Genomic DNA, 22,351 nt, shown 5'->3' on the forward strand with positions numbered 1-22,351 from the left:
CTGGTCTTTCACGGGCGGCGCCCGGTTTATCTCTTCAGGTTGACAAGGACGTCCATCAGGTCGGAACCGGTCTGGAAGACTTTCGAATTGGCGGTGTAGCTGCGCTGCGCCGCGATCATGTCGGTCAGTTCCTCGGCGATATCGACGTTGGAATTCTCGAGCGCGCCGGAGATGATGGAGCCGAGTTTGCCTTCGTTGGCAAAGCCGACGCGGACCGCGCCGGAATCGGTGCCCTGCGCGTAGACGTTGCCGGGAAGGGCCTTGAGCTGGTCCGGGCTCTGCACGTCGGCCAGCGGAATCTTGTAGAGCGCCTTGGTGGAGCCGTCTTTGTACTGCGCGTAGATGGTGCCGTCCTTGCTGATCTGAACCTTGTCGATGGTGCTCGGCGCGTTGCCGTTGACCTGGGCGTCGGAAACCGTGAAGCCCGTGCCGAGCTGGGTCAGCTTCGACAGATCGAGATTGAGGCTGGCGCCGTTCGGCACGGTGAATGAAACGCCGGTGGTCGCGCCGGTCATCTTGCCGGTGGTGGTGTCGAAGGTCAGGTTGGCCGAGCCCAGCGCGCCGCCAGTATAGGGGAAGGACGTTCCAGGCGTGGCCTTCGACTGGTCGAAGACCGATACTTCCCAGGTGCCGGGCCCGGTATTGGTGAAATAGACGTCGACCAGCACCTTGTTGCCGACATTGTCATAGGCGACCATCGAGGATTTCGAGGTGTACTGAGCGCCTGCCGAGTTGGTGGAGGGCAGGTTGCCGACCGCGACCGGGGTCGCACCCGCCGGCAGATTGCCGCTGTAGCTGCCCAGGGTGCTTGGCGTCGCCGTCATCCCCTGGTCGGAAATGACGACGGGGACCAGCCCTTCGAAGCCGTTGACCGTCGCCGCCGGCACGCCGTTGGCGTAGCTGTAGGCCATCAGCTGGAAGCCGGCCGCGTTGACCAGCCTGCCCTGCGCATCGGGAACGAAGGCGCCGGCGCGGGTCAGGAAAGGCGTGCCGCCGGGGTCTCGGACGACAAAAAAACCATCGCCGCTGACGGCAAGGTCGGAAACGGAGGTCGTGTATTGAAGCACGCCCGGATCGCTGACCGCCTGCCGGATCGTCGTGGTGACGCCGCCGGAGTTGTAGGCGCCTCCGGTGGACGGCATGATCAGCGTCGAGAATTCGGCGGAGGAGCGCTTGTAGCCGGTGGTGTCGGAGTTGGCGATGTTGTCGGCTGTCGTCGACAGGCGGTTTGCCTGAGCGTTCATGCCGGAAACGCCGGTCCGCATCATTCCGTAGAGGCTCATCGAGATGTCTCCGCAATATCCATGCCACTGGCGGCGAGGCTACGCGTCCTGTCTTGCGCGAGGCTGGCGCGGTGCCGCATCAAAACACGAGCCGGTAGCCGAGGAAGCGTTTGGAATCGATCGGGTCGGTGCCCAGCTTCTCACGCAGTTTCTTGCGCAGTTTGCTGATGTGGCTTTCGACCACGTTCTCCTCGACCTCCTCGTCGAAGATGCCGTAAATGGCGTTGAAGACCTGGGTCTTGGTGACGCGGCGGCCACGGTTGCTCGCCAGATATTCCAGGATGCGGCGTTCGCGGCGCGGCAAGGGCAGCGGCTGGCCGTCGATCTCCGGATCGCGGCCGTCCATGAAGATGCGCATGGCGCCGATCTCGGTGTAGGCGACATCCTCATTCGCGCGACGGCGGATGGCGGTGATGCGGGCGAGGATCTCGCGGATGTGGACGGGCTTGCGGATGACGTCGTCGACACCGCTTTCGAACAACCGCAGCGTGTTTTCGAGCGAATGCTGCTCACTGAGCGCAATGACCGGGGCGCCGGTGCGGTCGCGGATCTGGCGCGGAGAGATGGCGCCGTCACGGCAGTCGCCGATCAGGAAGGCCCGCACCGAACGCAGGTCGGAATCGGCGGCCGAGTTCACCCACTCGCCGAATTCATTGGGCGCGAAACCGGCGCAGGCAACGCCTTCGCGGTCAAAAAGTGAATTATATCCCTCTGTTACGAGCTCTCGCTCGTCAACGATAACAATCATCGGCCCCGCCTCCGAATCAGCTCATCTGCCCCGTGAGGAAAGGCGTAACGGCTGGCGGGAATCCTGAACACCATCATTTCTTGTAACTAGTTTCTTGGGAGTCTGGAATCGCACCGGTTGCATTAGCGTACAGCCAGATAAGCCCGGGGTGGCAAGTCTTGATCAAGTCAAGGCGCGGGTCCGAAGCAGCGAGTCGGCCCATTAGAAGCAGAAAATGCGCTTATGGGTTGCAGAAGGCGCGGGCGTTGGTGGTCCATTTTCCAAAGCCGGTGGCAACCATGTTGGCGATCACCCGGCAGACATAGACCTTCTGCGCGGGGTCGTTGTCGGGACCGGCATGATAGCGGGCGACGGCCATCGACCAGGTCTCATGGCGGGCATGGAGACTGGCCAGGAAGCGCGCCGCGTAGTCGACATTCTGGCGCGGATCGAGCATGTCCTCGACGCTGCGGAAATGCGAGGCATGGTAGTGGTGATTGATCTGCATACAGCCGAGATCGATCAGCGTCTTGCCCTCGCGCTGCGCATTGGCGAAGGTGGCGAGCGCCTCGGCGCGGCTTCTCGGGAAGATCGCTTTTCCTTCTACATTCAACGCGTTAGGCTGAAGGCTGCCTTTCTTGCCGGTTTCGGTCAGGCCGACGGCATAGAGGATGCCGGCGGGCACGCCATAGCGGTCGGCGGCGCGCAGGATCTCGGGCTCGCAAGGGTTGGTGGCGGCGATGGCACCGTTCGCGAGACTAGATAAAAATATCGCCGCCAGCGCGCTCGCGAGAAGGCGAAGCGGCGCGGCCATAATCCTGCGCGTCATCATGACTCCCCCTTGCGGATTGCTGACCTGACTGCTGGCCACCGGTCCCACTGCCGCCGCCGCCGGAGTTTCCGGGCTGAAACGATGACTGGTCACGGCCAGGTGCCGTGGTCAGGGAGGCGGTTGCATCCGTCCGGGTTGTCGCCGGAACAGCTACCGATGGTTGCATGATGGTGACCTTATCCACCTCGAATCCCAGTCCGCGCAGCGATTTCACGATCGCCTCGCTGTCGCTGGAAAGGCGGCGGTAGGCATCATGCGTTTCGGGCTTCAGTTCAATCGAAAGTTGTTCTCCCGAGAGGCGAAGATGGGCCGTCACCATGCCCAGCTCGGCCGGGTGAAGCTCGATCTTCAAGACATGTGTCGGAACGGCAACAGAGCCCGCCAGATGGCTGGTCGCCGAGGCCGTTGAAAGCGCTTGGCGCGGGCCGCCATCGGCCGCTACCGCGTTGATTACGTTGAGGGCTGCCTGGCTCATCGGAGCCTGCGGCGGAGCAGGGAAGCTGCGCTCGGAAACGACGTCGATGCGCGCCGATGCCGGGAGCTGTTTTCCTGGATCGGACCGCAGCGAGGACTGAACGTCGGCGATGGACTTCGGCTGCGGCGCCGCTTGTTTCGGCTCCGCGCCCGGCACCTCGGCCGGCTTCGTCTCGGAGAGCGGGCCAGCGGCGATCGCATTCTCACGCCTTGGCGCGCCAGCGGCGGTATCGCGGACGGACTGGCCGTCGAGCTTCGTCAGCGGCCCGTCGACGAGCGATGCCCGCTCGGGCTTCGACATGGGTTCGAGGTCGTCATGCCCGGCTGCGGATTTCGCCCGATAGGCCTTAGGCACGACTTGCCCCTCGGGCGGCGGCTCCTGCCCGGTTTCGCTTGCATCGGCCGACGTGGCAGATGTCGAGAAGTGGCGCAGCTCATGAAACGCCATCAGCAGCGGCAGATGGTCGTCGAACGGCGCGGCGCCAGTCGCCGGCGTTTCAGCATCCGCGTCCTTGTTCGTCCCAACGTCCTTGCCGTCTTTCATCGATTTCGCGGCTGGCAAGCCGGCGGACGCGGCTCTCGTCTTGCCGGCCGGCATCGGTTCGTCCTCGCCGGCTTGCGCCGCAAGGCCGGCGGCAAGTTTGCTCCAGCGCGGATCGCGCGACCCGGCCTCGGCCGCCGGCTGCTTTTCCGAGTGGGCCGGGGTTGCGCCGCCGCGCACCATCTTGCCGAAACCAGCATCATCCGTCTTTCCGGGCGTGGCCGGCTGCTCCGCCGTCGTACGCGCGGCGGTAAATCCTGGCAGGGCCGGGCCGAGGCTGGGGGTCATTTCGGGGCGGCTCCAAGCATCTGGTCGATCAGGTCGAGCTGTCGACGGGTTTTCATCATGGCGGCGTCGGTCGGATCGGTTGTGCCGGGACCGGCAGAGGTGGCTGGCGCCGATGCAGGCAGGACCGTCGTTGAATCGGCTGCAGGCGCCGAAGCCGGCGCGGCGGCCTTTGTGCCGGATGGCGCAATGGCGGGCTGCTCGGAGACGGCACCCTCGACAGGCGGCAACCCGGCAGCGTCGTCGGCCTTTACGGCGGTGGCTTCGGGTTCGGGCGACGCGGCTGCCCTGGTGGCTGGAAGGGAAGCCGGTGGCGCCACCACCTCACCGGCGATGGTCTGCGCGGCGTCGAGCAGGGCGCGGTCACCGTCCGACAGCCTGCTGCGGTCGATCTTGCCGAGCTTGGCGCGAACATCTGCGATGGTGCCCGAGGTCACGGTGGACAGGCTGGAGTAGAGCAGGGCGCGCGGATCGCCATGGTTGGTGCTGCCGTCGCGGCCCTGCACGGCCCGCGCCGAGGCGAAGGCCGACAATTCGCCAAGACCGTCGATCGCGGCACGGCGGGCGATGCGCAGATAGATCACTTTCTCCCGCTCGGGATCCATCATCGAGGTGATGTCGGCAAGCTTGTCCTGGCTGATCGACATGTGCAGCGCAATGACGCCGGACACGAAGGAATCCGCGAACTGGCTGGCATAGGGCGAATAGAGATAGCGCTCGACATACTGGGTGGAGGCAAGCGCGAAACGCGCCGCATCGCCCTGCGCGGCGGCAATGCCGACCGAACGCCGCAAGGCGGCTTCCTCGACCAGCGTGCCGGGGCTGAGAAGTCTGGCCTCGTCGAGCAGTGTGAGCGCCACCGCCGGTTGATCTCCGGCAAGCAGCGACCCTTTGACCAGGGCAAGGAATGCGCCGAGATCGCCGGAGAGCATCATCGGATCGATCGGCGTCAGCGCTTCGATCGCCTCGCCGGGGCGGCCGTTGAGATAGTCGATGACGCCCCTGGCGATGGCAAGGTTCGGCGGATCAGCGGCGGCGCGCGAGACGGCCGCCTCGACGGTCACCGGATTGCCGCCGCTCATGCCGTAGACCAGGAGCGCGCGAAAATTCCTGGCGTCCTTGAAGTCCTCCGCATCCGCTTCGCGCAGGCGCGCATCGGTCATTTCGAGCAGCTTGGCCTGCATCGGCATCGCGGCGTGATCGCCGGCGGCGATGCGGTCCTGGATGAGTTGCAGCGAGCGCACGAGCTGGTAAGGCTGCAGCGTGTCCTGGGCGAAGCCGGCGGACGGATATCCGGCGGCCAGCAGCAACAGGCCCATCAGGCGGCTGATGACGGTCGCCCGCTTCATCCGCCGGTCGCCATCAGGATCTCGATGCGGCGATTGACCGCCGACATGGGATCGGCGGGATCCTTCGGCTGGCGGTCCGCGAAGCCGGCAACCTCGGTAATGCGGCTTTCGTCGACGCCGCCGCGCACGAGCATGTAGTAAGCGGAATGCGCCCGCGCCGTCGATAGCCGCCAATTGTCGTAGCTGGCGCTGCGGAAGGGCCGCGCATCGGTGTGGCCATCGATGCTGATCGTCCCCTTCTGGCTGTTGACGATGCGGCCGATCTTTTCCATCGCCAGCACCAGCTCGCGGCGCGGCAGCGCCGATCCGATTTCGAACATGCCGAAGTCGAGCTGATCGGTGATCGATATGACGACGCCTTTGTCGGTGGCTTCGACGGAGACGCCGTCATGCAGCTTGTCGCCAGGCTTGAAGGCATCGGCCAGCTGGCGCTTGACCTCGGCGGCGGCTTTCAGCGCGGCGGCGGTCGGTGCCTTTTCCGCGGGCCCGGGCTTTGCAGCCTCTTGCCGCGCGACGGTCGCATCCATCGCCTTGCCATCGGCCGCCATTGCGTCGCTGGCTTTGGCGTCGCTGGCCTTGGTTGCGCCGGCCTTGGCCATGGCGGCGTCCATGTCATCCTGTGCCAGGGGCTCGAGCGGTGCGTCCTCGACCGGCGGTGCCGGCGGCACGGCCTTGACCTTGGCGACCTGTGTCTCGGCGGCCTTGTCGCCGGGCTTGAGCGGGTCGCCGTCGATCCTGGGGCGCTGGGCGCTTGCCTCGGCGACGGGCGCGGCGACCTGCTGCGACCAGAAATCCGGCTCGAAGGGATCACGGTAGGACGCGCCGCCGGAGGCGCCGGTCGCGGGACCGGCATTTTGCGCGCCGCCGTCGCCCTTCTGGCTGACATTCTGCATGACGCCGGTGTCGGTGGCGATCTCGGACAGCACCGCGTAAGGGTCGGCGAAGAGATGATCGTCGGTCTGTTGCGGCTGCTGTGCCTGCTGCTTGTCCTGCTTGCGGTTGGACGAGCCCGCGGCGCCGTTGCCATCCTGCCCGGTCTTGATGGTCGCGTCCTGCGGCTCGTCGGCAGTCAGCCCGACCGAGCGCGGCCCATTGCCGAGATCCTTAAGGCCCTTGCGGCTCGACTCACGGTCGACGAGCTTGACGGGATTGAAGTAGCTGGCCACGGCCGTCTTGGTCTGCTCGTTGGCGGCGTTGATCAGCCACATGACCAGGAAGAAGCACATCATCGCGGTCATGAAGTCGGCGAAGGCGATCTTCCAGACTCCGCCATGGTGGCCCTCGTCATGGTCGTCATGACCCCGGCGCACGATGATGATCTCGTGCTTGCCATGATCGGCTTCGGCGACGCTCATGACAGGACCTCGGAGAGGGTTGCCGACCATTCGGCCATGCGTGTCTCGAACACGGCCTCGTCAATGGTGACCGTCAGGTCGAAGCCGGGCGCCTCGACGAAGTCGAGATTTGCAGCGCGGGCGCCAAGCGACGCCTTGAGCGTTTCGAACAGCGACAGCGGCCCACGGACGGCGACGCGCACCGCTTCGCCGTCGCCGACGGCTTCGCGAACCGCGCTGGCGAGCGCTTCAAGCGAGCGCCGCTGCAGATCGTCGCTGACCACGCCGCCAATGATGCGGGCGACCGTTGCGGCGACAAGATCCGTCACGCGCGCCTCCATGGCGTCGATGCGCGACGAGACCGCCTTGCCGATATCGCCGCCGAAGCTTTCGAGAAAGCTCCTTGCTTCCTCGGCATGCGCCTGGCGCTCGGCTTCCAGCGCTGCGTCATGGGCGGCCGAGAGCCGTTCGGCGAGCGTCGCCTCCGCCTGGGCGACCGCCTCGGCGATCAGCGTGCCGATATCGGCCTGCGGCTCGGATGCTTCCGGCCTGTGCTCGGTCACGGCCTGAGCCTTGCTGACGCGCGGCGCACGCGGACCGAAATCGGGGAGAAGATCGAAAAGGGCTGCGGAGGGCATGGTTTACGCCGCGACTTCCTGGGCCGCCCATTTGCGCAGGATCTGCGCGGTGCGCTCCTCGTTGATGTCGACCATGCGGGCAAGCCGCTCCTGCGGTGCCGGCCTGATCTTCTGGCGAAGATCATCGAGCGGGGTGGCGCCGGGCCGCGCGCCCGGCAAGGCGCCGATGGCGACCCCTGCGTCGGCGGAGGCGGCTGCCTCCGGTGTCGGCAGCGAACGCTGGACCTCGTCGAAATTGGGGCCCGCTATGGCGGGTGTCGCCCTTGCCGTCAGTGCCGCCGCCATCGGCCGCAGGCCGAAGAAGGCCACCAGGAACACGACGACGATGAAGGCGCCGGCGTTGATCAGCGTGCCGACATGCTGACCGATCGAATCGAGCATTCCAGCCTGCGGGATCGCCTCGCCGTCCAGCCCATCGATGAACTCGACCGCCGAGACGTCGACGACGTCGCCGCGCTTGTCGTCGAAACCGGTGGCCGACGCCACCATCTTCTGGATCTCGGCGACGCGCTTGGCTATCAGGTCCGGCGTCGCGTCCTTGCCCAGGATCGCCTTCAGCCGGTCCTGGTTGACGACGACGGCGATCGACATCTTGGTGACGGTGTAGCCGTTGGAGACGGTGGCGATCTTCTTGGAGTTGATCTCGTAGTTGGTGATCTCTTCCTTGCGGTCGTTCTGCGAGGAGGATTGCGGGCCTTCGGTCGCCGTCGCCTGGGTCTCGGGCAGGTTCTGCTCGACGCTGGCGGGGGTGGAGGCCTGCCTCTGGTTGTTGTTCTCATTGGCGCGCACCGATTGCACCGAACGCTCGACGCGGGAATTCGGATCGAAGATGGTCTCTTCCGTCTGGCGGGTGTCGGTGTTGATCTCGGCCTTGACGCTGGCGCGGAAGTTGTCGGGCCCGAGATAAGGGGTGAGTGCGCGGCGGATATTGTCGCCGATCTGTGCCTCGACAGTCTGCTCGACACCGAGCGTGCGGGCGGCACTGGTGTTGGAGGGATCATCCCCGGCGGCCAGCAGGTTGCCGTTGGAGTCGAGCACCGTCACCTTGTCGGCCGACAGGCCAGGCACGGCGGCGGCGACGAGATGGCGGATCGACTGGGCGCTTTTCTCGGCATCGATGCCGGCATAGCGGATGACGACCGATGCGGAAGGCTGCTGCTCGTCGCGGCGGAAATTGGCGCGCTCGGACATGACGATGTGGACACGTGCCGCCTTGATGCCTGATATCGACTGGATGGTGCGGGCGATCTCGCCTTCCAGCGCACGCACGCGGGTAATCTGCTGCATGAAGGAGGTGAGGCCGAGCGAGCCGACATTGTCGAACAGCTCGTAGCCGGCATTGGTGCTGGTCGGCAGGCCCTTTTCGGCGAGCAGCATGCGCGCCTGCGCCGTGGTGCCGGCCGGCACCAGCACGGAGGTCCCGTCGGCGCCGACATCGAAGCCGATGCCGGCCTCGCCCAGCACCAGGCCGATCTGGTTCACGTCGGAGCGATCGAGCCCGACATAGAGCGTGTCGTAGGCGGGGCGGTTGAGGTAGACCGAGGCGATGCCGATGACGCCCATCACCAGAACGGCGATGCCCGCCAGCATGGCGAGGCGCCTCACACCAAAACCGCGGAGATTCGAGATGATGCTCTGGATCTGTTCCGGCACGATTCAGCGACTCCCAGCATGACTGTCCGCCGGAACACTAGCCCCCGAAGCTTGTGCGAAAATGAAATCGGGCCGCGCTTGCGGCGCGGCCCCTTGAATTGGAAATGGAAATATCCGCCAGCTAGGGCGGAACTAGCCGTTCTTGAACAGCGACAGGATCGACTGCGAGGAACTGTTGGCGATCGACAGCGACTGGATGCCGAGCTGCTGCTGCACCTGCAGGGCCTGGAGGCGGGTCGATTCCTTGTTCATGTCGGCATCGACGAGCTGACCGACGCCGCGGTCGATGGAGTCCATCAGGCTCTGCGTGAAGGTCTTCTGCAGATCGATGCTGCTCTTGGCCGCCCCGAGGATCGTGGCTGAGTCGGTCAACTGGCTCATCACCTTGTCGATCTTGCCTATCATCTGGGTGATGATGTCGTCGGTGACGCCGGCCGCCGTGATGTCGAGATTGTAGGCGGAGACGTTGTCGATCTTGGTTGGGGTGCCCGTCACCGCCGCCTGGCCGGCGGTGTTGGCTGCGATGTCCGTGGCTCCGCCCGCGATCGCGGTGGCATAGGCCGTGTCGTACATGCTCTGGGCGGCCGCGGTGGAATAGACCGAGGTCTGGCGATCGAGCGTGCCTTGGTTCTTGACGTCGGTGGCGAGGCCGGAATCGAACAGCTTGGTGCTCTCGATGTCGATGTCAATCGTTCCAAGCGAGATGGCGCCCGACGAGGAACGATTGAAGGACGAGACGATCTTGGCGTCGGGCTGGACGCCATCATTGGGCGCGGCGACCTGCTTCGACGTCACCGAAAGGAAATTCGAACCGGAGAACGTAGCGGCATCGGCGAAGGACTTCATCTGCGCCTGGAGCGTCGTGATTTCGGTCTGCGTCTTTGCCTTGGCGGCATCCGTCTGGCCGACGGTGGAAAGCAGCTTGGTCTTGATCTGGCCGATCGTCGTCAGGACATTGTTCATGCCGGTGTAGGCGGTGTCGACCTTCGAGGCGCCGAGGCCGAGCGCGTCCTGCACGGTCGACAGTGCCTGGTTGTCCGAGCGCATCGTCGTGGCGATCGACCAGTAGGCGGCGTTGTCGGAGGCCTCGGAGACCTTGTAACCGGTGGAGATACGGGCCTGTGTCTGTTGAAGCGATTTGTTGGTGGCGTTGAGGCTTTGAAGTGCTGTCAACGCCGCAGCGTTTGTCATGATGCTCGCCAAGAAACTCGCTCCTTCTTCCCAGGCCGGTCTTTCTCAAAAACCGGCATTTCCCTCGCGAGCGTTCGCCCGCCCATGGATTGCCGTCGCGCCCACCGGCCGATTCGCCAATCCGTTGTAAGCTATTGGTTAACCATGACTAGCGCGTTATGGTTAACGGCCTGTTAAAGGCTCGCTTTTGAGAGTTAAGGACCGAGGGTTGCGCGGGGCTGGAGCAAACGCAAAACGGGCCGCGCTTTTGGCGCGGCCCGTTGTTTACTGCGCTCTAGTTTGAGCGAAGTGGATTAGCGGAAGAGCGACAGGATCGACTGCGAGGAGCCGTTGGCGATCGACAGCGCCTGGACGCCGAGCTGCTGCTGGACTTGCAGCGCCTGGAGGCGGGTCGATTCCTTGTTCATGTCGGCATCGACGAGCTGACCAACGCCGCGGTCGATGGAGTCCATCAGGCTCGACGTGAAGGTCTTCTGCAGGTCGATGGAGCTCTTGGCCGCGCCGAGCTTGGTGGCCGCGGTCGTCATGTCCTTGAGCGCGGCGTCGACGACGGTCATCATCTGCGATATCTGGCTATCGCTGGCGGCCGTGCCACCCGAGAAGATGGCCAGGCTGGCGACCGAATAGGTGTCGGTAGCCGCCGCGACAGCGCCGAGCGTCGGGGCCGAGGCCGAGGTAACCGCAGCGCCGGTGGCGCCGAGGCGATCCGTGTCCAGAATGCCCTTGGCGGTCGGCGCGGCACCGGAGTCATAGAGCTTGATGCCTTCGACGTTGACGTCGATCGTCGAGATCGAAACAGCACCGGCGGAATCGCGGTTGAAGGCCGAAACGATCTTCACGTCGGCCGCCGTGCCCGAAGCGGTGGACAGCGAAAGCATGTTGGTGCCGGAGAAGGTGGCGCCATCGGCATAGGCCTTCAACTGATCCTGAAGCGCCTTGATTTCGACCTGGGTCTTTTCCTTGGAGGCGTCGGTCTGGCCGTAAGACGCGGTCAGCTTCTGCTGGATCGTGTTGATGGTGGTGATCGCGCTGTTCATGCCGGTGTAGGCGGTGTCAACCTTCGAGGCGCCGAGGCCGAGCGAGTCCGAAACGGTGGACATCGCCTGGTTGTCGGAGCGCATCGTGGTCGCGATCGACCAGTAGGCGGCGTTGTCGGAAGCCTGGGAGACGCGATAGCCCGTCGAGATGCGGGCCTGAGTGTCCTGGAGGGATTTGCTGGTGGCGTTGAGGCTCTGCAGCGCCGTCAACGCGGCGGTGTTCGTCATGATGCTGGACATGGCTACTCGTACCTTGATTTTACAGGTGTTTTTTTGACATACCGGCTTGTCCGGTATGACGGAGCGGCATCATGCCAATGATCGTCGAAAGAGATCACCCGCCATCTGCGAGCGACTATGGCGGCGAGTTCCTACCAAAGACCTAAATCGGACGGTTAATCGAAAATAATCTGGGAATTCGATGATGGTTCCCGCACCGCCCACCCTTGTCGGTAGACGGTGCCTTTTGCCGGGGCGTGCGACGGAAACGATCAGGTGAAGGAGCGCACCAGGCTGCCGACAAGCAGGTTCCAGCCGTCGATCAGGACGAAGAACAGGATCTTGAATGGCAGCGACACCACGGTGGGCGGCAGCATCATCATGCCCATCGCCATCGTGATGGTGGCGACGATCAGGTCGATGACCAGGAATGGCAGCACGATCAGGAAGCCGATTTCGAAGCCGCGCCGGATCTCGGAGATCATGAAGGCCGGCACCAGGATGCGCAGGTCGACCGTGTCGCGCGAGACGGTCTGGCCGCGCTCGCGGGCGAGGTCGGCGAAAAGGTCGAAGTCCTTGTCGCGCACATTGTGCAGCATGAAGGTTCGGAACGGATCCGAGATCTTCTCGAAGGCCTCGGTCTGGCTGATCTGGTTGTCCATCAGCGGCTTGACGCCAGTGTTCCAGGCCTGATCGAAGGTCGGCGCCATGACATAGAAGGTCATGAACAGCGACAGCGAAATGAGGATGAGGTTAGCCGGCGTCGATTGCAGGCCGATGCCGGCGCGCAGGATCGAGAAAGCGATGACGAAGCGGGTGAAGCTCGTCACCATGATCAGCAGGCCCGGCGCCACCGACAGCACCGTCAGCAGGCCGAACATCTGGATGATGTAGCCGACGGTGGTGCCATCGGCCTTGCCGATGCCGCCAAGGTCCAGTTGCTGGGCCGCCGCGACGGAGGTGGCAGCGCCGATCAGCGCCGCGGCAAGAAGGAATTTCCTCATTCGAGCAGCAATGTCCTGATGAGTACCTGTTTGGCGTGGCCCTGGCTGCGGATCGAGGCGCGTTCCTCGAGATCGGCTTTCAGGTGCTGGTAACCGCTGGCGCCTTCGATCTGGTGCATCTTCAAGGTGCGCACGAAGGCCAGAAGGTCCTGCTGGATGTCCTCCGCCATCGCCGGCGGCTGCGGCGCGTCATAGACCACGGATGCTTCCATCCTGATCCAGGTGTCGGCGGGCGAGGCGATGTTGGTGGTGATCGGCGCCAGTGCCACGAGCGTCGGCCCCGTGCCCGGCTGTTGCGCGGCGGCTGGCTGGGCGACCTTGCCCTCGTTCTCCGGCGCGACCGGTACCGACTCGGGTCCTCCGACGCCCTTGAGATAGCCGCCGGACAGCCAGCCCATGCCGATGGCGGTGGCCGTCACCACCAGCAGCATGGCGCCCTGGACGGCAAGGGAAGGTCCCTTGCGAGGCTGAAGCTGTTCGACGTTGGCCACGCTGTTCTCCAATCCCTAGAACGGAAGAACCTGGTCGAGAACCTGCTGGCCGTAGGCCGGCTGCTGGATCTCGGTGATGCGGCCGCGTCCGCCGTACGAGATGCGCGCCTCGGCGATGCGCTCGTAGGGGATCGTGTTCTCGGCACCGATATCGGCCGGCCGCACGATGCCGGCGATGGTCAGCACCCTGAGTTCGGCGTTGACGCGCACCTCCTGCGAACCGGTGATCATCAGATTGCCGTTGGGCAGGACGTCGGTGACGATGGCCGCGACATTGAGCTCCAGCGTTTCCGATCGCTTGATCTCGCCGTCAGCAGTGGTGTCCGTGGCCGAGTTGAGCGCGCCTGAACCCTTGCCGGCTGTGCTGAGCTTGTCCCATTGCGCGCTGATGTCGAAACCGAGCTTGCGGTTGGCGGTGCGGCTTCTGTCGTTCTGGTTCTTGAAGTTGGCGCGGTCGTTGATGCTGATCTTGACGGTCAGGATGTCGCCCTGCGACAGCGCCCGGGGGTCTGTGAACAGCCGGCTCTGGCGATCGTTCCAAAGCGAGAATTTCTTGACCGGCGCGCATGGCGACTCCGGGTATTTGTAGAGGGAGCCGGTGTTGCCGCCATCGATGCCGGAGCCGACCGGCGACAGCGCCGGTTCCTTGCCGACCTCCCTGAGGTTGGTTCCGCAGCCGGACAGCGCTGCGACCGCGCACAGGATGAGCACTCTGCGGATCATGACGGATCTACCCTTCGTGCTGCGCTGGCCATGATGCCGGTGAGCGTCGCCGCCGCCTTCTGGTCCATTTCGTTGAGAATGACACTGGCCTTGCGCGAATCGAGCTTCATCAGGATGGCCGCGGCCAGGTCTGCGTTGACGATCGCCAGGCGTTCGGCGGCGGCATCGGGCTTCATGCCGGCATAGATCTTGACGACGCCGTCCTCTGCCCGGGCCAGGAAGACCTCGCGCCGCTTCAGCCACGTCTCGTATTCGGCCTTCTTCTCGTCCAGCGCCTTCATGCGCTGGTCGATGCCGGCCTGGAGCTGCTTCAGTTCTTCCGCCTGCAAGGCATAGCGGCGGTCGCGGGCAGCGTCGGCGATGTTGGAGCAGAAGCGCTCGATCTCGCTTTGGTCAGGCGCCTTTTCCCGCGTCAATTGTCGCGGCGCCATCGCGGGCTGCGCTCCGGGCAGAACCTGGCGAACGGTGTCCTCGGCGTCCGCGCCGCCGGAAAAGGACATGGCCGCGAGAGCTGCTGCCGCGAACAGGATTGCGCGGGAGCGGCGCCTTTCAGGAGATGAGAGGGGAAGGATCATCGGCATCGCCTATTGGAGAACCAGATCGGCTTGCAGGGCGCCGGCCGACTTGATGCCTTGCAGGATGGCAATGATGCCGTCCGGCTTGACGCCGAGACGGTTGAGGCCGGAAACGAGGGTTTGCAGGTCGGGCCCGTCGAGCACGGCGACGCGGCCGTTGGGCCGGCTGGCGTCGATGGCGGTGAACGGCTCGACGGCGGTTTCGCCCTTGGAGAAAGGTTCAGGCTGCACGACACGCGGCGCTTCGGTGATGCGCACCGTCAGTGTGCCGTGGCTGATGGCGACGCGCGAGATCTTGACGTCGTTGCCGATGACTATGGTGCCGGTGCGCTCGTCGATGACGACGCGGGCCGGCGTGTCGGACTCGACCACCAGATTCTCGATCTCGGCATAGAAGCGGGCCGCCGATATGCTCTTCGGCCTCCTGATCTGTACGGTGCGGGAATCGCGCTCGGCCGCCACGCGCATGCCAAAGCGCTGGCTGGTGTAATCGTTGACCGCGTCGGCGATACGGATGGCGGTCGAAAAATCGGGATTGCGCAATTGCAGCGTCAGCGTCGGCTGGTCGTCGAATTCGGCCTTCACCGATCGCTCGACAATCGCGCCGTTCGGTACCCGGCCGGCGGTTGGCACGCCCTGCGTCACTTGCTGGGCCTGACCCTGGGCGGTGAAGCCGGAAACGATGACCGCGCCCTGGCCGACGGCATAGATCTCGCCGTCCGCCGCCTTCAGCGGCGTCATGATCAGCGTGCCCCCTGAAAGCGAGGTGGCGTCGCCCATCGAGGAGACGTCGATATCGATGCGGGCGCCCGATTGCACATAGGGGGGCATATTGGCGGTGACGATGACGGCGGCGACGTTCTTGGCGCGCGCGCTGCCGCCCTCGGTGGCGATGCCGAGATTTTCGAGCATGGCGCGGATCGACTGCTCGGTGAACGGCGAATTGCGCAGGCTGTCGCCAGACCCGGCGAGCCCGATGACCAGGCCGTAGCCGACGAGCTGGTTGTCACGCGAGCTCTGCAGCTGGGCGATGTCCTTGATGCGCGAGGCGACCTGGCCCGGTGGCAGCGAGCTTGGCCCGGACGACACGCGGAACATGCGGGTGGTGGTGGCCGGATCATATTCCGGATCGTCGTAGACGCCGCTATTCTTGGCGGCGAGTTCGCGCTTGGCCTTGGGCGTCAGGCCGTCGGCCAGCGCCGGCTGCAGGCCGAGCGCGGCGGCAAGCAGAAGGGTAAATGCGCGCATCATGAAGCGCTGACCTGGATGGTTCCGTCGGCCATCACAGTGCCGGAAAGGATCTTGCCGCTGTCGGTGTTGCGAACCTTGATGAGGTCGCCGGCCGAACCTGGCTGCAAGGTCACGGCGGTCGCCGATATCGTCAGTCCGCCGGCGATGAAGAAGACCTGCACGGCGGCACCCTGTTCGACCAGCCAGGCCTCGCGGATGGCGGTCGAAGGAATGTAGCGGCCGGGCAGCAGCGTGCGCTTGGCGATCTTGCCCTGCAACTCCTCGGCGCGGGTCGCCACCGCATCGGGCTTGTGCTTGCCCGGGATGAGGGTCACCTGTTTCAGCGCGGTGATCTCGATGGTCTCGCCGGGATAGATGACCCGGTTGGGGATCAGCACGACCTCGCCGGCAGGCTGACTGCTGGCGATCTGCGTTGCCGATTGACTTGCCGACTGGCCTGCCGACTCCTGGGCGAAAGCCGGCATGCCGCCGGCCACCAGCGCAAAGGCAAGCGCGGCGCGGCGGAGTGCGGAGCAGGAGATCGGCATGGCCATCGTCCGTTACCTGATGTTCTTGGAGACAACCGAGGCCATGTCGTCGGCGGCCTGGATGACCTTGGAGTTCATTTCATAGGCACGCTGCGCCGAGATCAGTTCGGTGATTTCCTTGACCGGGTCGACGTTGGAAGCCTCGAGATAACCTTGCTGGACGGTGGCGAAGCCGGGGTCGCCGGGCACGCCGACATTGGCCGGGCCTGACGCCGTCGTTTCCTGGAACAGATTGTCGCCGAGCGGCGCCAGCCCCGCCTCGTTGGCGAAGTTGACGATCTGGAGCTGGCCGAGCGTCTGCAGGTTGGTCTGGCCGTCGATGCGGGCGAAGACCTGGCCGGTCTTGTTGACAATGACTTCGACGGCGTTGACCGGCACCGTGATGGCCGGGATGACACTGGCGCCGTCCGCCGTCACCAGCTGACCGGTGGCGTTGGTGTTGAAGGCGCCGGCGCGGGTATAGAGCGTGCCGCCATCGGCACCCTCGATCTGGAACCAGCCGCGGCCGGTGAGCGCCATGTCGAAACTGTTGCCGGTGCTGGTCAGTTCGCCCTGTGTGTGGACGTTGCGCACCGCGGTCGTCTTGACGCCGAGGCCGATCGAAACGCCCTCCGGCACCAGCGAGGCGTTGGAGCGGTTGGGCACGCCTTGCGTGCGGTCGACCTGGTAGAGCAGGTCCGAGAATTCGGCTCGCGCCCGCTTGTAGCCGGTGGTGTTGATGTTGGCGATGTTGTTGGCGATGACTTCCAGATTTGTCTGCTGGGCATTCATGCCGGTGGCGGCAATGGCGAGCGCTTTCATGGCCTAACTCCTCAGATACCCATGCGACTGACTTCGAGATAGGCCGAAACAACCTTGTCGCGGATTGCGACGGCGGTCTGGAGCGCCTGCTGCGCGCTCATGACGGCATCGACGACCTGGCGGGTGTCGGCATCGCCCTTGAGCGCCTGCAGCGACACCTGTTCGGCATTCTGCAGCGTGTTGACGGTCTTCGACGCCGCCTGGCTCAGCGCCTCGGTGAAGGAGGTGCCAAGATTGCCTGATGTCGCGGGTGCGACACCGCCTTGAAGCAGGTCGGTCGCCGTGTCGCCCAGCCCAGGCTTCAGGTTAAGCGCGCCGATGCCGTTCACGATCATTGGTTCCTCATCAGGTCGATGGTCATTGAGATGAGGTCGCGCGCCTGCTTCACGACTTGCAGGTTGGCCTCGTAGGAGCGGTTGGCCTCGGTCATGTCGGCCATTTCGATCAGCACGTTGACATTGGGCAATTTGACGTAGCCCTTCGCGTCGGCGGCCTCGTTGCCGGGTTGGAATTCGACGGGAAAGTCGCTCGGATCGCGGTCGATCGAGTTCACCGCGACCGTCGAGCTGCCGGAGGCCCGGTCGAGCTCCGAGACGAAGCTGATGGTCTTGCGGCGATAGGGGTCGGCGCCGGGAGTCGTACCGGTCGACTGGGCATTGGCGAGGTTCTCGGAAACCACGCGCAGGCGCTCGGACTGGGCGCCGAGGCCGGATGCCGCGACTTTCAGGGCTGAGGTCAACGCGTCCATGGTCAGCTCTTCACCGCCATCATCATCATCGAGTGGAAAGCCTTGACGATGGCCGTGTTGAGCTCGAAGGAGCGGCGCACTTCGCCGGCCTTGAGAAGCTGGTCTTCAAGCACGACGCTGTTCTTGGACGGCATGACCACACCATCGTCTTCCTGCGGCTTGATGGTGAAGCCGGCATTGGTCGCGGCGTTGCCGAGATGGCCGGCCTCGGTGGCCTGCAGCGACACCGCCGTGCGGTCGAGCACTTTTTCGAACGGCTCGACATCGTTTGCCGTGTAGCCCGGCGTGTTGGCGTTGGCGATGTTGCCGGCGATCGCCGACTGACGCACGGAAAGCCACTGCGCTTGCTTGGCGGCGAGATCGAAAAGGGAAACGGGCTCCATGGGAATCTCCGGGCATGTGCCCAAAGACTAGGCCGCCAGTCTTGCGCGGACCTTGCGAACGGCCGCCAGAAACGTGTGAAGCGGTTTTCGCACGACATCATGCCCCGTTTCTTGATCGGAGCCGGATGGGCAGAACCACGGCGGCCTATCTGGAGAGCTCGATCACCTGGTTGGTGCTGGTGAGCATGACCCACTTGCCGTTGCGCTGCTCGATCGAGGATACTTTGCTGGAATCGGGCAGGGTCGAGCCACGCTGGACCATCCACAGGCCAGTGTCGTCCTCGATCATGGCGCGGCCGTTGGCGACATGGACCATGCGGAATTTCGACACGTCTGCCGGAAAGGGCTGCTCGCCTGGCGCCCGGGCCGGCGTGGCGTCGTCCTGCACCGTTCCGGTGGCAAGCAGGTCGATGTCGGCGTTGGGAACGTCCTTGGCCGTCAGTGGTGCACTGCGCTGGGCGACCACGCCGCCGCCCTCACGCCCCGAATTGGTGCCGGTGCCGCCAAACTTGATCGCCTGGACGCCGAACTGTTCCTGGTTGAAGAAGATGTACCAGGGAAACAGCGCGCAGATCAGGCCAAGCGTGATGCCGAGCGCGGCGATGACGAAGTCGCTGCGCCGGCCCGCCTTCTTGCCCAGCTTGGGAAATTGCGGTTTTGGAGGCTGCGGCCATTCGGTGACCGGGAACAGGCCGTCGATGAGCGAGTCCCGGCTGGCCTGCGTCACGTCGGCGGTCTCGGCCCGGGAGGTCCTGGGCGAGGCTGGCTTGGCAGCCCTGGCCAGAACGGCCTCGGTTTTGGCGCGGTCGGCCTCTGTCTTGGCGGCCCTGGCCTCTTCAGCCCTGGCTTGCTCGGCGGCGTTCGCCTCGGCGATCATCTCGCGCAGGAGGCGCTCGGCGTACTGGCCTTCAGTCTCCTGGTTCTGCATTCTGCTTTCCCTTGAGATGGCGGGCGAGATCGGAGAACGGATCGGCCGATGGGCGGTCCCTGGGCGATTGCGTCAACGCCTCGTAGATCAGGGGCACCTGGCGCACGGCCATGTCGAGTTCGGCGTCGACGCCGCCCTGATAGGCGCCGAGCAGGCGAATGTCGCGCGTGTCCTCGAAGCGGGAGATCATCGACTTCAGCCGGGCCACAAGCGCGCGCTGTTCGGCGCTCCAGGCCTTGCCCGCCAGTCGCGAAATGGACGACAGCGGGTTGACCGGCGGATAGCGGCCTTGCTCCGCGATCGCACGGTCGAGCACGACATGGCCGTCGAGGATGCCGCGTACGGAATCGGCGACCGGATCGTTGTGATCGTCGCCATCGACCAGCACGGAAATGATGGCGGTGATCGAGCCTTTACCTTCGGCCCCTGGTCCGGCGCGCTCGAGCAGCTTGGGCAGTTCGGTGAAAACGGAGGCGGGATAGCCGCGCGCGACCGGCGGCTCGCCGGTTCCCGTCGCCACCTCGCGCAGCGCGTGGGCGAAGCGGGTGATCGAATCCAGCACCAGAAGCACGCGGTGGCCCTGGTCGCGAAAGTGCTCGGCGACGCGCATGGCGGTGTCGGGAGCACGCCGGCGCATCATGGCGCTCTCGTCGCTGGTGGCGACGACGGCCACCGTCTTGGCCATGCTGTCGCCGATCGTGTCCTCGAGGAATTCGCGTACCTCGCGGCCGCGTTCGCCGATCAGCGCCACGACGACGGTGTCGAACGCGTCGGCGCCGGCGAGCATGGCGAGCAGCGTCGACTTGCCGACGCCGGAACCCGCGAAGACGCCCATGCGCTGGCCGAAACACAGCGGCGTGAAGATGTCGATGACCCTGACGCCGGTCATGAAGGCGGTGCCGACGCGCTGCCGCGCCATGGCACCGGGCGTCGCGGCGCTGCCCGCAATGTCGTCGCCTCTGATCAGCGGCGGACCGCCATCGATCGCCCGGGTGAGCGCATCGATGGCGCGGCCGCGCCATGAGCCGTGCGGCTGCACCGCGAGCGGCCCCCTGCGGAACACGGCATCGCCAATACCGGCATCGGCGCTGCGTTCGAAGGGAGCAACGACAACCTCGTCGCGGCTGATCTTGACGATCTCGCCGCGGCGCGCGCCGGCCTGGCCGCGCTGTTCGACGATGTCGCCCAGCCTGGCGAAATCGGAAAGGCCGCGCACTTTGTAATGCGTGGGCGTGACTTCGGTGACGAGACCGCCACGCTTGACCAGTCCATCGGCGTTGCTGAAGCGCCGCCATATCCTCTCCAGTGCGGCAAGCCGATCCTCCGGCGCCGGCTGGAACTGTCTTTCGGGTGCGCGGATCGATGGCTGGTTCGACGACATGCTACGACTTCGAGCCGAGCGTCTTGATCGCCTCGTCGGTGGAGGAATCCGTCTGCCGCATCAGCGCGGCGGTGTTCTCGAATGCACGCTGGACCATGATCAGCCGGGTCATCTCCAGCACCGGATTGACGTTGGATTCCTCGACAAAACCCTGCGCGACGCCGACGTCGGAGCGGTCGGTGACCGGCTCGGGCGTGCGCGCCGGCACGATGCCTGAATTGCCGTAGCGCACGAAGTTCTCGCCCGGGTCGAAATTGTAGAGGCCGATCGAGCCGACAAGCTGGTCGTTCTGGCGCAGCGAGCCGTCGGCGCCGGCCTTGGGCGGACCGTTGCGGGGATCGAGCTGGATCGGCGCGCCGCCGGCGTCGAGCACCGGGTGGCCTTCGATCGACATCAGCTCGCCATTCTCGTTCATCGAGAAACGGCCGTCGCGGGTCATGACGGTGCCGGCTGGCGTATCGATGGCGAACCAGGCATCGCCCTGGATCGCGAAATCGAACGGATTGCCGGTCTCGGTCAAGGAGCCATGGGCGCCCGAAAGATAGGTCTTGCCCGACGAGGCGAAGGACACCGATTTCTGGCCGGTGCCCGACACCACGTCCTCGAATTTCACACCGGTGGCGCGAAAGCCGACGGTCCCGGCATTGGCGACATTGTCGGCTATCGTGTCGAGCCGGCGCTCGAGCGCCATCTGCGAGGAAAGGGCGACGTAGAGACTGTCCCGCATGATCAGAACTTCAGTTTCTGCATGGCCATCATCAGATCGGTGGAGATGCCAGCCGTGACCGGCTGTGCAAACAACACGCTGACCGACGTCACGGCCGGCGAGGTCGGGTTGTTGATCTCGTACATGCTGGTGAAGCGGGTGAGGAACTTGCCGAGTTTCTCGGGGTCGGAGAAATCCGAGATGTTGAGCTTCTGTCCGAAGAGCTGCGCCTGCTTGTCGATGTCGGCGGTGGCGAAGGAATCGGGGAGCCCGAGCGCGGTGCGCACGACGCTTGCAAGCGCCGTGTCGGCCAGCACGTCGTACCAGCTGGTGATGGTGGGCGCCTTGCGCTGGAAATAGAGCGCCAGCCGCACGCCTTGATTGGTCTGGCCAGCATCCTCCTCCAGCGTCTGGCGCATGTATTTGTCGACGGTCGGCTGCTGCGCCGGATTGATGGTGGTGGCGTTCTGGCCGTACTGCTCGAAGTTGAGGGCCGTGGCCAGTCCCGCGTAAGCCGGGTTCGTCTGCTTGTTGGCGACGCTGTTGGGGTCGCGCACGCCACCCTGCAGGACCTGCTTGATGAGGTCCTTGTCCTCCGTCGCCGAATCGAGGCCGTACGCGGCCAGCGCGTAGGTGTACAACCGGCTGTTCGACATCAGGTCGTCGACCGACTTCACCTTGGTGATGTTGGCGAGATAATACTTCGTCTCGCCCTTCACATAGTCCGAATTCGGGTCGAGACCGGCGATTTGCGCCTGTATGGCGTAGTTCTTCGTCACCAGCTGCTGCGCCTTGTTGTAGATCGTTGCATCGGCGCCGTTGGCAGCGAAGTTGAAGGCCCTGACGAACTCGGCATAGCGCTTGTCGGTCAGCTTGTTGGCGAAACTGTTGGGGTCGGAAACACCTTCCTTGAGCGCCTTGACCATGAAGGCCTTGGCGTAGTCCATGTCCTCCAGCCCGTAGGCCTTCATGGCATATTTGAACAGCCGGTCATTTTTGACGAAATCGTCGATCGATTTCACCTTGGTGATGTTGGCGAGATAATATTGGGTATCGCGATCCACCGTCGGCTGTTGTCCGATGCGGGCGATAGACTTGGTGATGTCCTTGGTGATCAATTGGTAGCTGGTAAAGGTATTGAGCAACGTCATGCCTCCGGCCGAAGCTTAATGTCGCGACGATAACCTCACTTCCTTGCGCGAAACTGAATCGGGTAATGCGCCCCGATTCAAGCCTCACACAAGGCACGGGGACTATCCCTTGCGTTGAC

At 64.7% G+C, this 22,351-nt stretch carries 24 protein-coding genes; all 24 read right to left on the reverse strand.

Annotated elements, in window-relative coordinates:
• Nucleotides 1-26 precede the first annotated feature (26 nt).
• The gene (locus tag FJ958_RS10095; protein ID WP_140742077.1) at nt 27-1,283 is read right to left on the reverse strand and encodes a flagellar hook protein FlgE; all 1,257 of its coding nucleotides are present in this window, start codon (nt 1,281-1,283) and stop codon (nt 27-29) included.
• Between the two features lie 79 nt (nt 1,284-1,362).
• On the reverse strand, nt 1,363-2,031 hold the full coding sequence (locus FJ958_RS10100) for a response regulator transcription factor (RefSeq protein ID WP_140742079.1): 669 nt from the start codon (nt 2,029-2,031) through the stop codon (nt 1,363-1,365).
• A 220-nt stretch (nt 2,032-2,251) separates the two neighbouring features.
• Nucleotides 2,252-2,839, reverse strand: a complete 588-nt coding sequence (locus FJ958_RS10105; protein ID WP_181176349.1) for a transglycosylase SLT domain-containing protein — start codon at nt 2,837-2,839, stop codon at nt 2,252-2,254.
• On the reverse strand, nt 2,769-3,860 hold the full coding sequence (locus tag FJ958_RS10110) for a flagellar hook-length control protein FliK (protein WP_246679568.1): 1,092 nt from the start codon (nt 3,858-3,860) through the stop codon (nt 2,769-2,771). Before FJ958_RS10110 ends, FJ958_RS10105 begins: the two co-directional genes overlap by 71 nt.
• Nucleotides 3,861-4,141: 281 nt before the next feature.
• The gene (locus FJ958_RS10115) at nt 4,142-5,491 is read right to left on the reverse strand and encodes a chemotaxis protein MotC (RefSeq protein ID WP_140742083.1); all 1,350 of its coding nucleotides are present in this window, start codon (nt 5,489-5,491) and stop codon (nt 4,142-4,144) included.
• Nucleotides 5,488-6,846 (reverse strand): MotB family protein, encoded by a 1,359-nt coding sequence (locus FJ958_RS10120; protein WP_140742085.1) that lies wholly within the window; start codon nt 6,844-6,846, stop codon nt 5,488-5,490. The genes FJ958_RS10115 and FJ958_RS10120 overlap by 4 nt, the downstream gene beginning before the upstream one ends.
• Nucleotides 6,843-7,463, reverse strand: a complete 621-nt coding sequence (locus FJ958_RS10125; protein WP_140742087.1) for a hypothetical protein — start codon at nt 7,461-7,463, stop codon at nt 6,843-6,845. The genes FJ958_RS10120 and FJ958_RS10125 overlap by 4 nt, the downstream gene beginning before the upstream one ends.
• A gap of 3 nt (nt 7,464-7,466) precedes the next feature.
• Nucleotides 7,467-9,116 carry a flagellar basal-body MS-ring/collar protein FliF gene (fliF, locus tag FJ958_RS10130; protein WP_140742089.1) on the reverse strand — a complete coding sequence of 550 codons (1,650 nt, stop codon included), beginning with the start codon at nt 9,114-9,116 and terminating at the stop codon, nt 7,467-7,469.
• A 132-nt stretch (nt 9,117-9,248) separates the two neighbouring features.
• Nucleotides 9,249-10,319 carry a flagellin gene (locus FJ958_RS10135; RefSeq protein WP_140742091.1) on the reverse strand — a complete coding sequence of 357 codons (1,071 nt, stop codon included), beginning with the start codon at nt 10,317-10,319 and terminating at the stop codon, nt 9,249-9,251.
• Between the two features lie 281 nt (nt 10,320-10,600).
• Complete coding sequence (locus tag FJ958_RS10140; protein ID WP_140742093.1) at nt 10,601-11,584, reverse strand: flagellin; 984 nt, start codon at nt 11,582-11,584, stop codon at nt 10,601-10,603.
• Between the two features lie 251 nt (nt 11,585-11,835).
• Nucleotides 11,836-12,567: a flagellar type III secretion system pore protein FliP gene (gene fliP, locus FJ958_RS10145; RefSeq protein WP_140690344.1), complete on the reverse strand. Its 732-nt coding sequence runs from the start codon at nt 12,565-12,567 to the stop codon at nt 11,836-11,838.
• The gene (locus FJ958_RS10150; protein WP_140742095.1) at nt 12,564-13,058 is read right to left on the reverse strand and encodes a flagellar basal body-associated FliL family protein; all 495 of its coding nucleotides are present in this window, start codon (nt 13,056-13,058) and stop codon (nt 12,564-12,566) included. The genes fliP and FJ958_RS10150 overlap by 4 nt, the downstream gene beginning before the upstream one ends.
• A gap of 15 nt (nt 13,059-13,073) precedes the next feature.
• On the reverse strand, nt 13,074-13,781 hold the full coding sequence (flgH, locus tag FJ958_RS10155; protein WP_140742097.1) for a flagellar basal body L-ring protein FlgH: 708 nt from the start codon (nt 13,779-13,781) through the stop codon (nt 13,074-13,076).
• Nucleotides 13,778-14,362 carry a MotE family protein gene (locus FJ958_RS10160; protein ID WP_140742099.1) on the reverse strand — a complete coding sequence of 195 codons (585 nt, stop codon included), beginning with the start codon at nt 14,360-14,362 and terminating at the stop codon, nt 13,778-13,780. Before FJ958_RS10160 ends, flgH begins: the two co-directional genes overlap by 4 nt.
• Nucleotides 14,363-14,365: 3 nt before the next feature.
• On the reverse strand, nt 14,366-15,454 hold the full coding sequence (locus FJ958_RS10165) for a flagellar basal body P-ring protein FlgI (protein WP_246676815.1): 1,089 nt from the start codon (nt 15,452-15,454) through the stop codon (nt 14,366-14,368).
• A gap of 149 nt (nt 15,455-15,603) precedes the next feature.
• Complete coding sequence (gene flgA / locus FJ958_RS10170; RefSeq protein WP_140742103.1) at nt 15,604-16,140, reverse strand: flagellar basal body P-ring formation chaperone FlgA; 537 nt, start codon at nt 16,138-16,140, stop codon at nt 15,604-15,606.
• A gap of 6 nt (nt 16,141-16,146) precedes the next feature.
• Nucleotides 16,147-16,935, reverse strand: coding sequence for a flagellar basal-body rod protein FlgG (flgG, locus tag FJ958_RS10175; protein WP_140607203.1), 789 nt, complete (start codon nt 16,933-16,935; stop codon nt 16,147-16,149).
• Between the two features lie 11 nt (nt 16,936-16,946).
• Nucleotides 16,947-17,270: a flagellar hook-basal body complex protein FliE gene (locus FJ958_RS10180; RefSeq protein ID WP_181168975.1), complete on the reverse strand. Its 324-nt coding sequence runs from the start codon at nt 17,268-17,270 to the stop codon at nt 16,947-16,949.
• Nucleotides 17,267-17,683: a flagellar basal body rod protein FlgC gene (gene flgC / locus FJ958_RS10185; protein WP_140607202.1), complete on the reverse strand. Its 417-nt coding sequence runs from the start codon at nt 17,681-17,683 to the stop codon at nt 17,267-17,269. Before flgC ends, FJ958_RS10180 begins: the two co-directional genes overlap by 4 nt.
• Nucleotides 17,684-17,685: 2 nt before the next feature.
• On the reverse strand, nt 17,686-18,066 hold the full coding sequence (flgB, locus tag FJ958_RS10190) for a flagellar basal body rod protein FlgB (protein ID WP_140742105.1): 381 nt from the start codon (nt 18,064-18,066) through the stop codon (nt 17,686-17,688).
• Between the two features lie 145 nt (nt 18,067-18,211).
• Nucleotides 18,212-18,994, reverse strand: a complete 783-nt coding sequence (locus FJ958_RS10195) for a hypothetical protein (RefSeq protein ID WP_140742107.1) — start codon at nt 18,992-18,994, stop codon at nt 18,212-18,214.
• Nucleotides 18,975-20,375, reverse strand: coding sequence for a flagellar protein export ATPase FliI (fliI, locus tag FJ958_RS10200; protein ID WP_140742109.1), 1,401 nt, complete (start codon nt 20,373-20,375; stop codon nt 18,975-18,977). Before fliI ends, FJ958_RS10195 begins: the two co-directional genes overlap by 20 nt.
• Nucleotide 20,376: 1 nt before the next feature.
• Complete coding sequence (gene flgF / locus FJ958_RS10205; RefSeq protein ID WP_140607198.1) at nt 20,377-21,102, reverse strand: flagellar basal-body rod protein FlgF; 726 nt, start codon at nt 21,100-21,102, stop codon at nt 20,377-20,379.
• Nucleotides 21,103-21,104: 2 nt separating this feature from the next.
• Entirely contained in the window at nt 21,105-22,226 is a 1,122-nt protein-coding gene (locus tag FJ958_RS10210; RefSeq protein ID WP_140742235.1) for a DUF1217 domain-containing protein, read from the reverse strand.
• Between the last annotated feature and the right edge of the window lie 125 nt (nt 22,227-22,351).

The sequence above is a fragment of the Mesorhizobium sp. B2-3-5 genome, assembly GCF_006442395.1.
GTDB lineage: Bacteria > Pseudomonadota > Alphaproteobacteria > Rhizobiales > Rhizobiaceae > Mesorhizobium.

Excerpts from the sequence above, each read along its gene's own strand:
- FJ958_RS10095 (WP_140742077.1), bottom strand. The coding sequence starts at position 1,283 with ATGAGCCTCTACGGAATGATGCGGACCGGCGTTTCCGGCATGAACGCT.
- FJ958_RS10100 (WP_140742079.1), bottom strand. The coding sequence starts at position 2,031 with ATGATTGTTATCGTTGACGAGCGAGAGCTCGTAACAGAGGGATATAAT.
- FJ958_RS10105 (WP_181176349.1), bottom strand. The coding sequence starts at position 2,839 with ATGACGCGCAGGATTATGGCCGCGCCGCTTCGCCTTCTCGCGAGCGCG.
- FJ958_RS10110 (WP_246679568.1), bottom strand. The coding sequence starts at position 3,860 with ATGAAAGACGGCAAGGACGTTGGGACGAACAAGGACGCGGATGCTGAA.
- FJ958_RS10115 (WP_140742083.1), bottom strand. The coding sequence starts at position 5,491 with ATGAAGCGGGCGACCGTCATCAGCCGCCTGATGGGCCTGTTGCTGCTG.
- FJ958_RS10120 (WP_140742085.1), bottom strand. The coding sequence starts at position 6,846 with ATGAGCGTCGCCGAAGCCGATCATGGCAAGCACGAGATCATCATCGTG.
- FJ958_RS10125 (WP_140742087.1), bottom strand. The coding sequence starts at position 7,463 with ATGCCCTCCGCAGCCCTTTTCGATCTTCTCCCCGATTTCGGTCCGCGT.
- FJ958_RS10140 (WP_140742093.1), bottom strand. The coding sequence starts at position 11,584 with ATGTCCAGCATCATGACGAACACCGCCGCGTTGACGGCGCTGCAGAGC.
- fliP (WP_140690344.1), bottom strand. The coding sequence starts at position 12,567 with ATGAGGAAATTCCTTCTTGCCGCGGCGCTGATCGGCGCTGCCACCTCC.
- flgH (WP_140742097.1), bottom strand. The coding sequence starts at position 13,781 with ATGATCCGCAGAGTGCTCATCCTGTGCGCGGTCGCAGCGCTGTCCGGC.
- FJ958_RS10160 (WP_140742099.1), bottom strand. The coding sequence starts at position 14,362 with ATGCCGATGATCCTTCCCCTCTCATCTCCTGAAAGGCGCCGCTCCCGC.
- FJ958_RS10165 (WP_246676815.1), bottom strand. The coding sequence starts at position 15,454 with ATGTTCCGCGTGTCGTCCGGGCCAAGCTCGCTGCCACCGGGCCAGGTC.
- flgA (WP_140742103.1), bottom strand. The coding sequence starts at position 16,140 with ATGGCCATGCCGATCTCCTGCTCCGCACTCCGCCGCGCCGCGCTTGCC.
- flgG (WP_140607203.1), bottom strand. The coding sequence starts at position 16,935 with ATGAAAGCGCTCGCCATTGCCGCCACCGGCATGAATGCCCAGCAGACA.
- FJ958_RS10180 (WP_181168975.1), bottom strand. The coding sequence starts at position 17,270 with ATGATCGTGAACGGCATCGGCGCGCTTAACCTGAAGCCTGGGCTGGGC.
- flgC (WP_140607202.1), bottom strand. The coding sequence starts at position 17,683 with ATGGACGCGTTGACCTCAGCCCTGAAAGTCGCGGCATCCGGCCTCGGC.
- flgB (WP_140742105.1), bottom strand. The coding sequence starts at position 18,066 with ATGGAGCCCGTTTCCCTTTTCGATCTCGCCGCCAAGCAAGCGCAGTGG.
- FJ958_RS10195 (WP_140742107.1), bottom strand. The coding sequence starts at position 18,994 with ATGCAGAACCAGGAGACTGAAGGCCAGTACGCCGAGCGCCTCCTGCGC.
- fliI (WP_140742109.1), bottom strand. The coding sequence starts at position 20,375 with ATGTCGTCGAACCAGCCATCGATCCGCGCACCCGAAAGACAGTTCCAG.
- flgF (WP_140607198.1), bottom strand. The coding sequence starts at position 21,102 with ATGCGGGACAGTCTCTACGTCGCCCTTTCCTCGCAGATGGCGCTCGAG.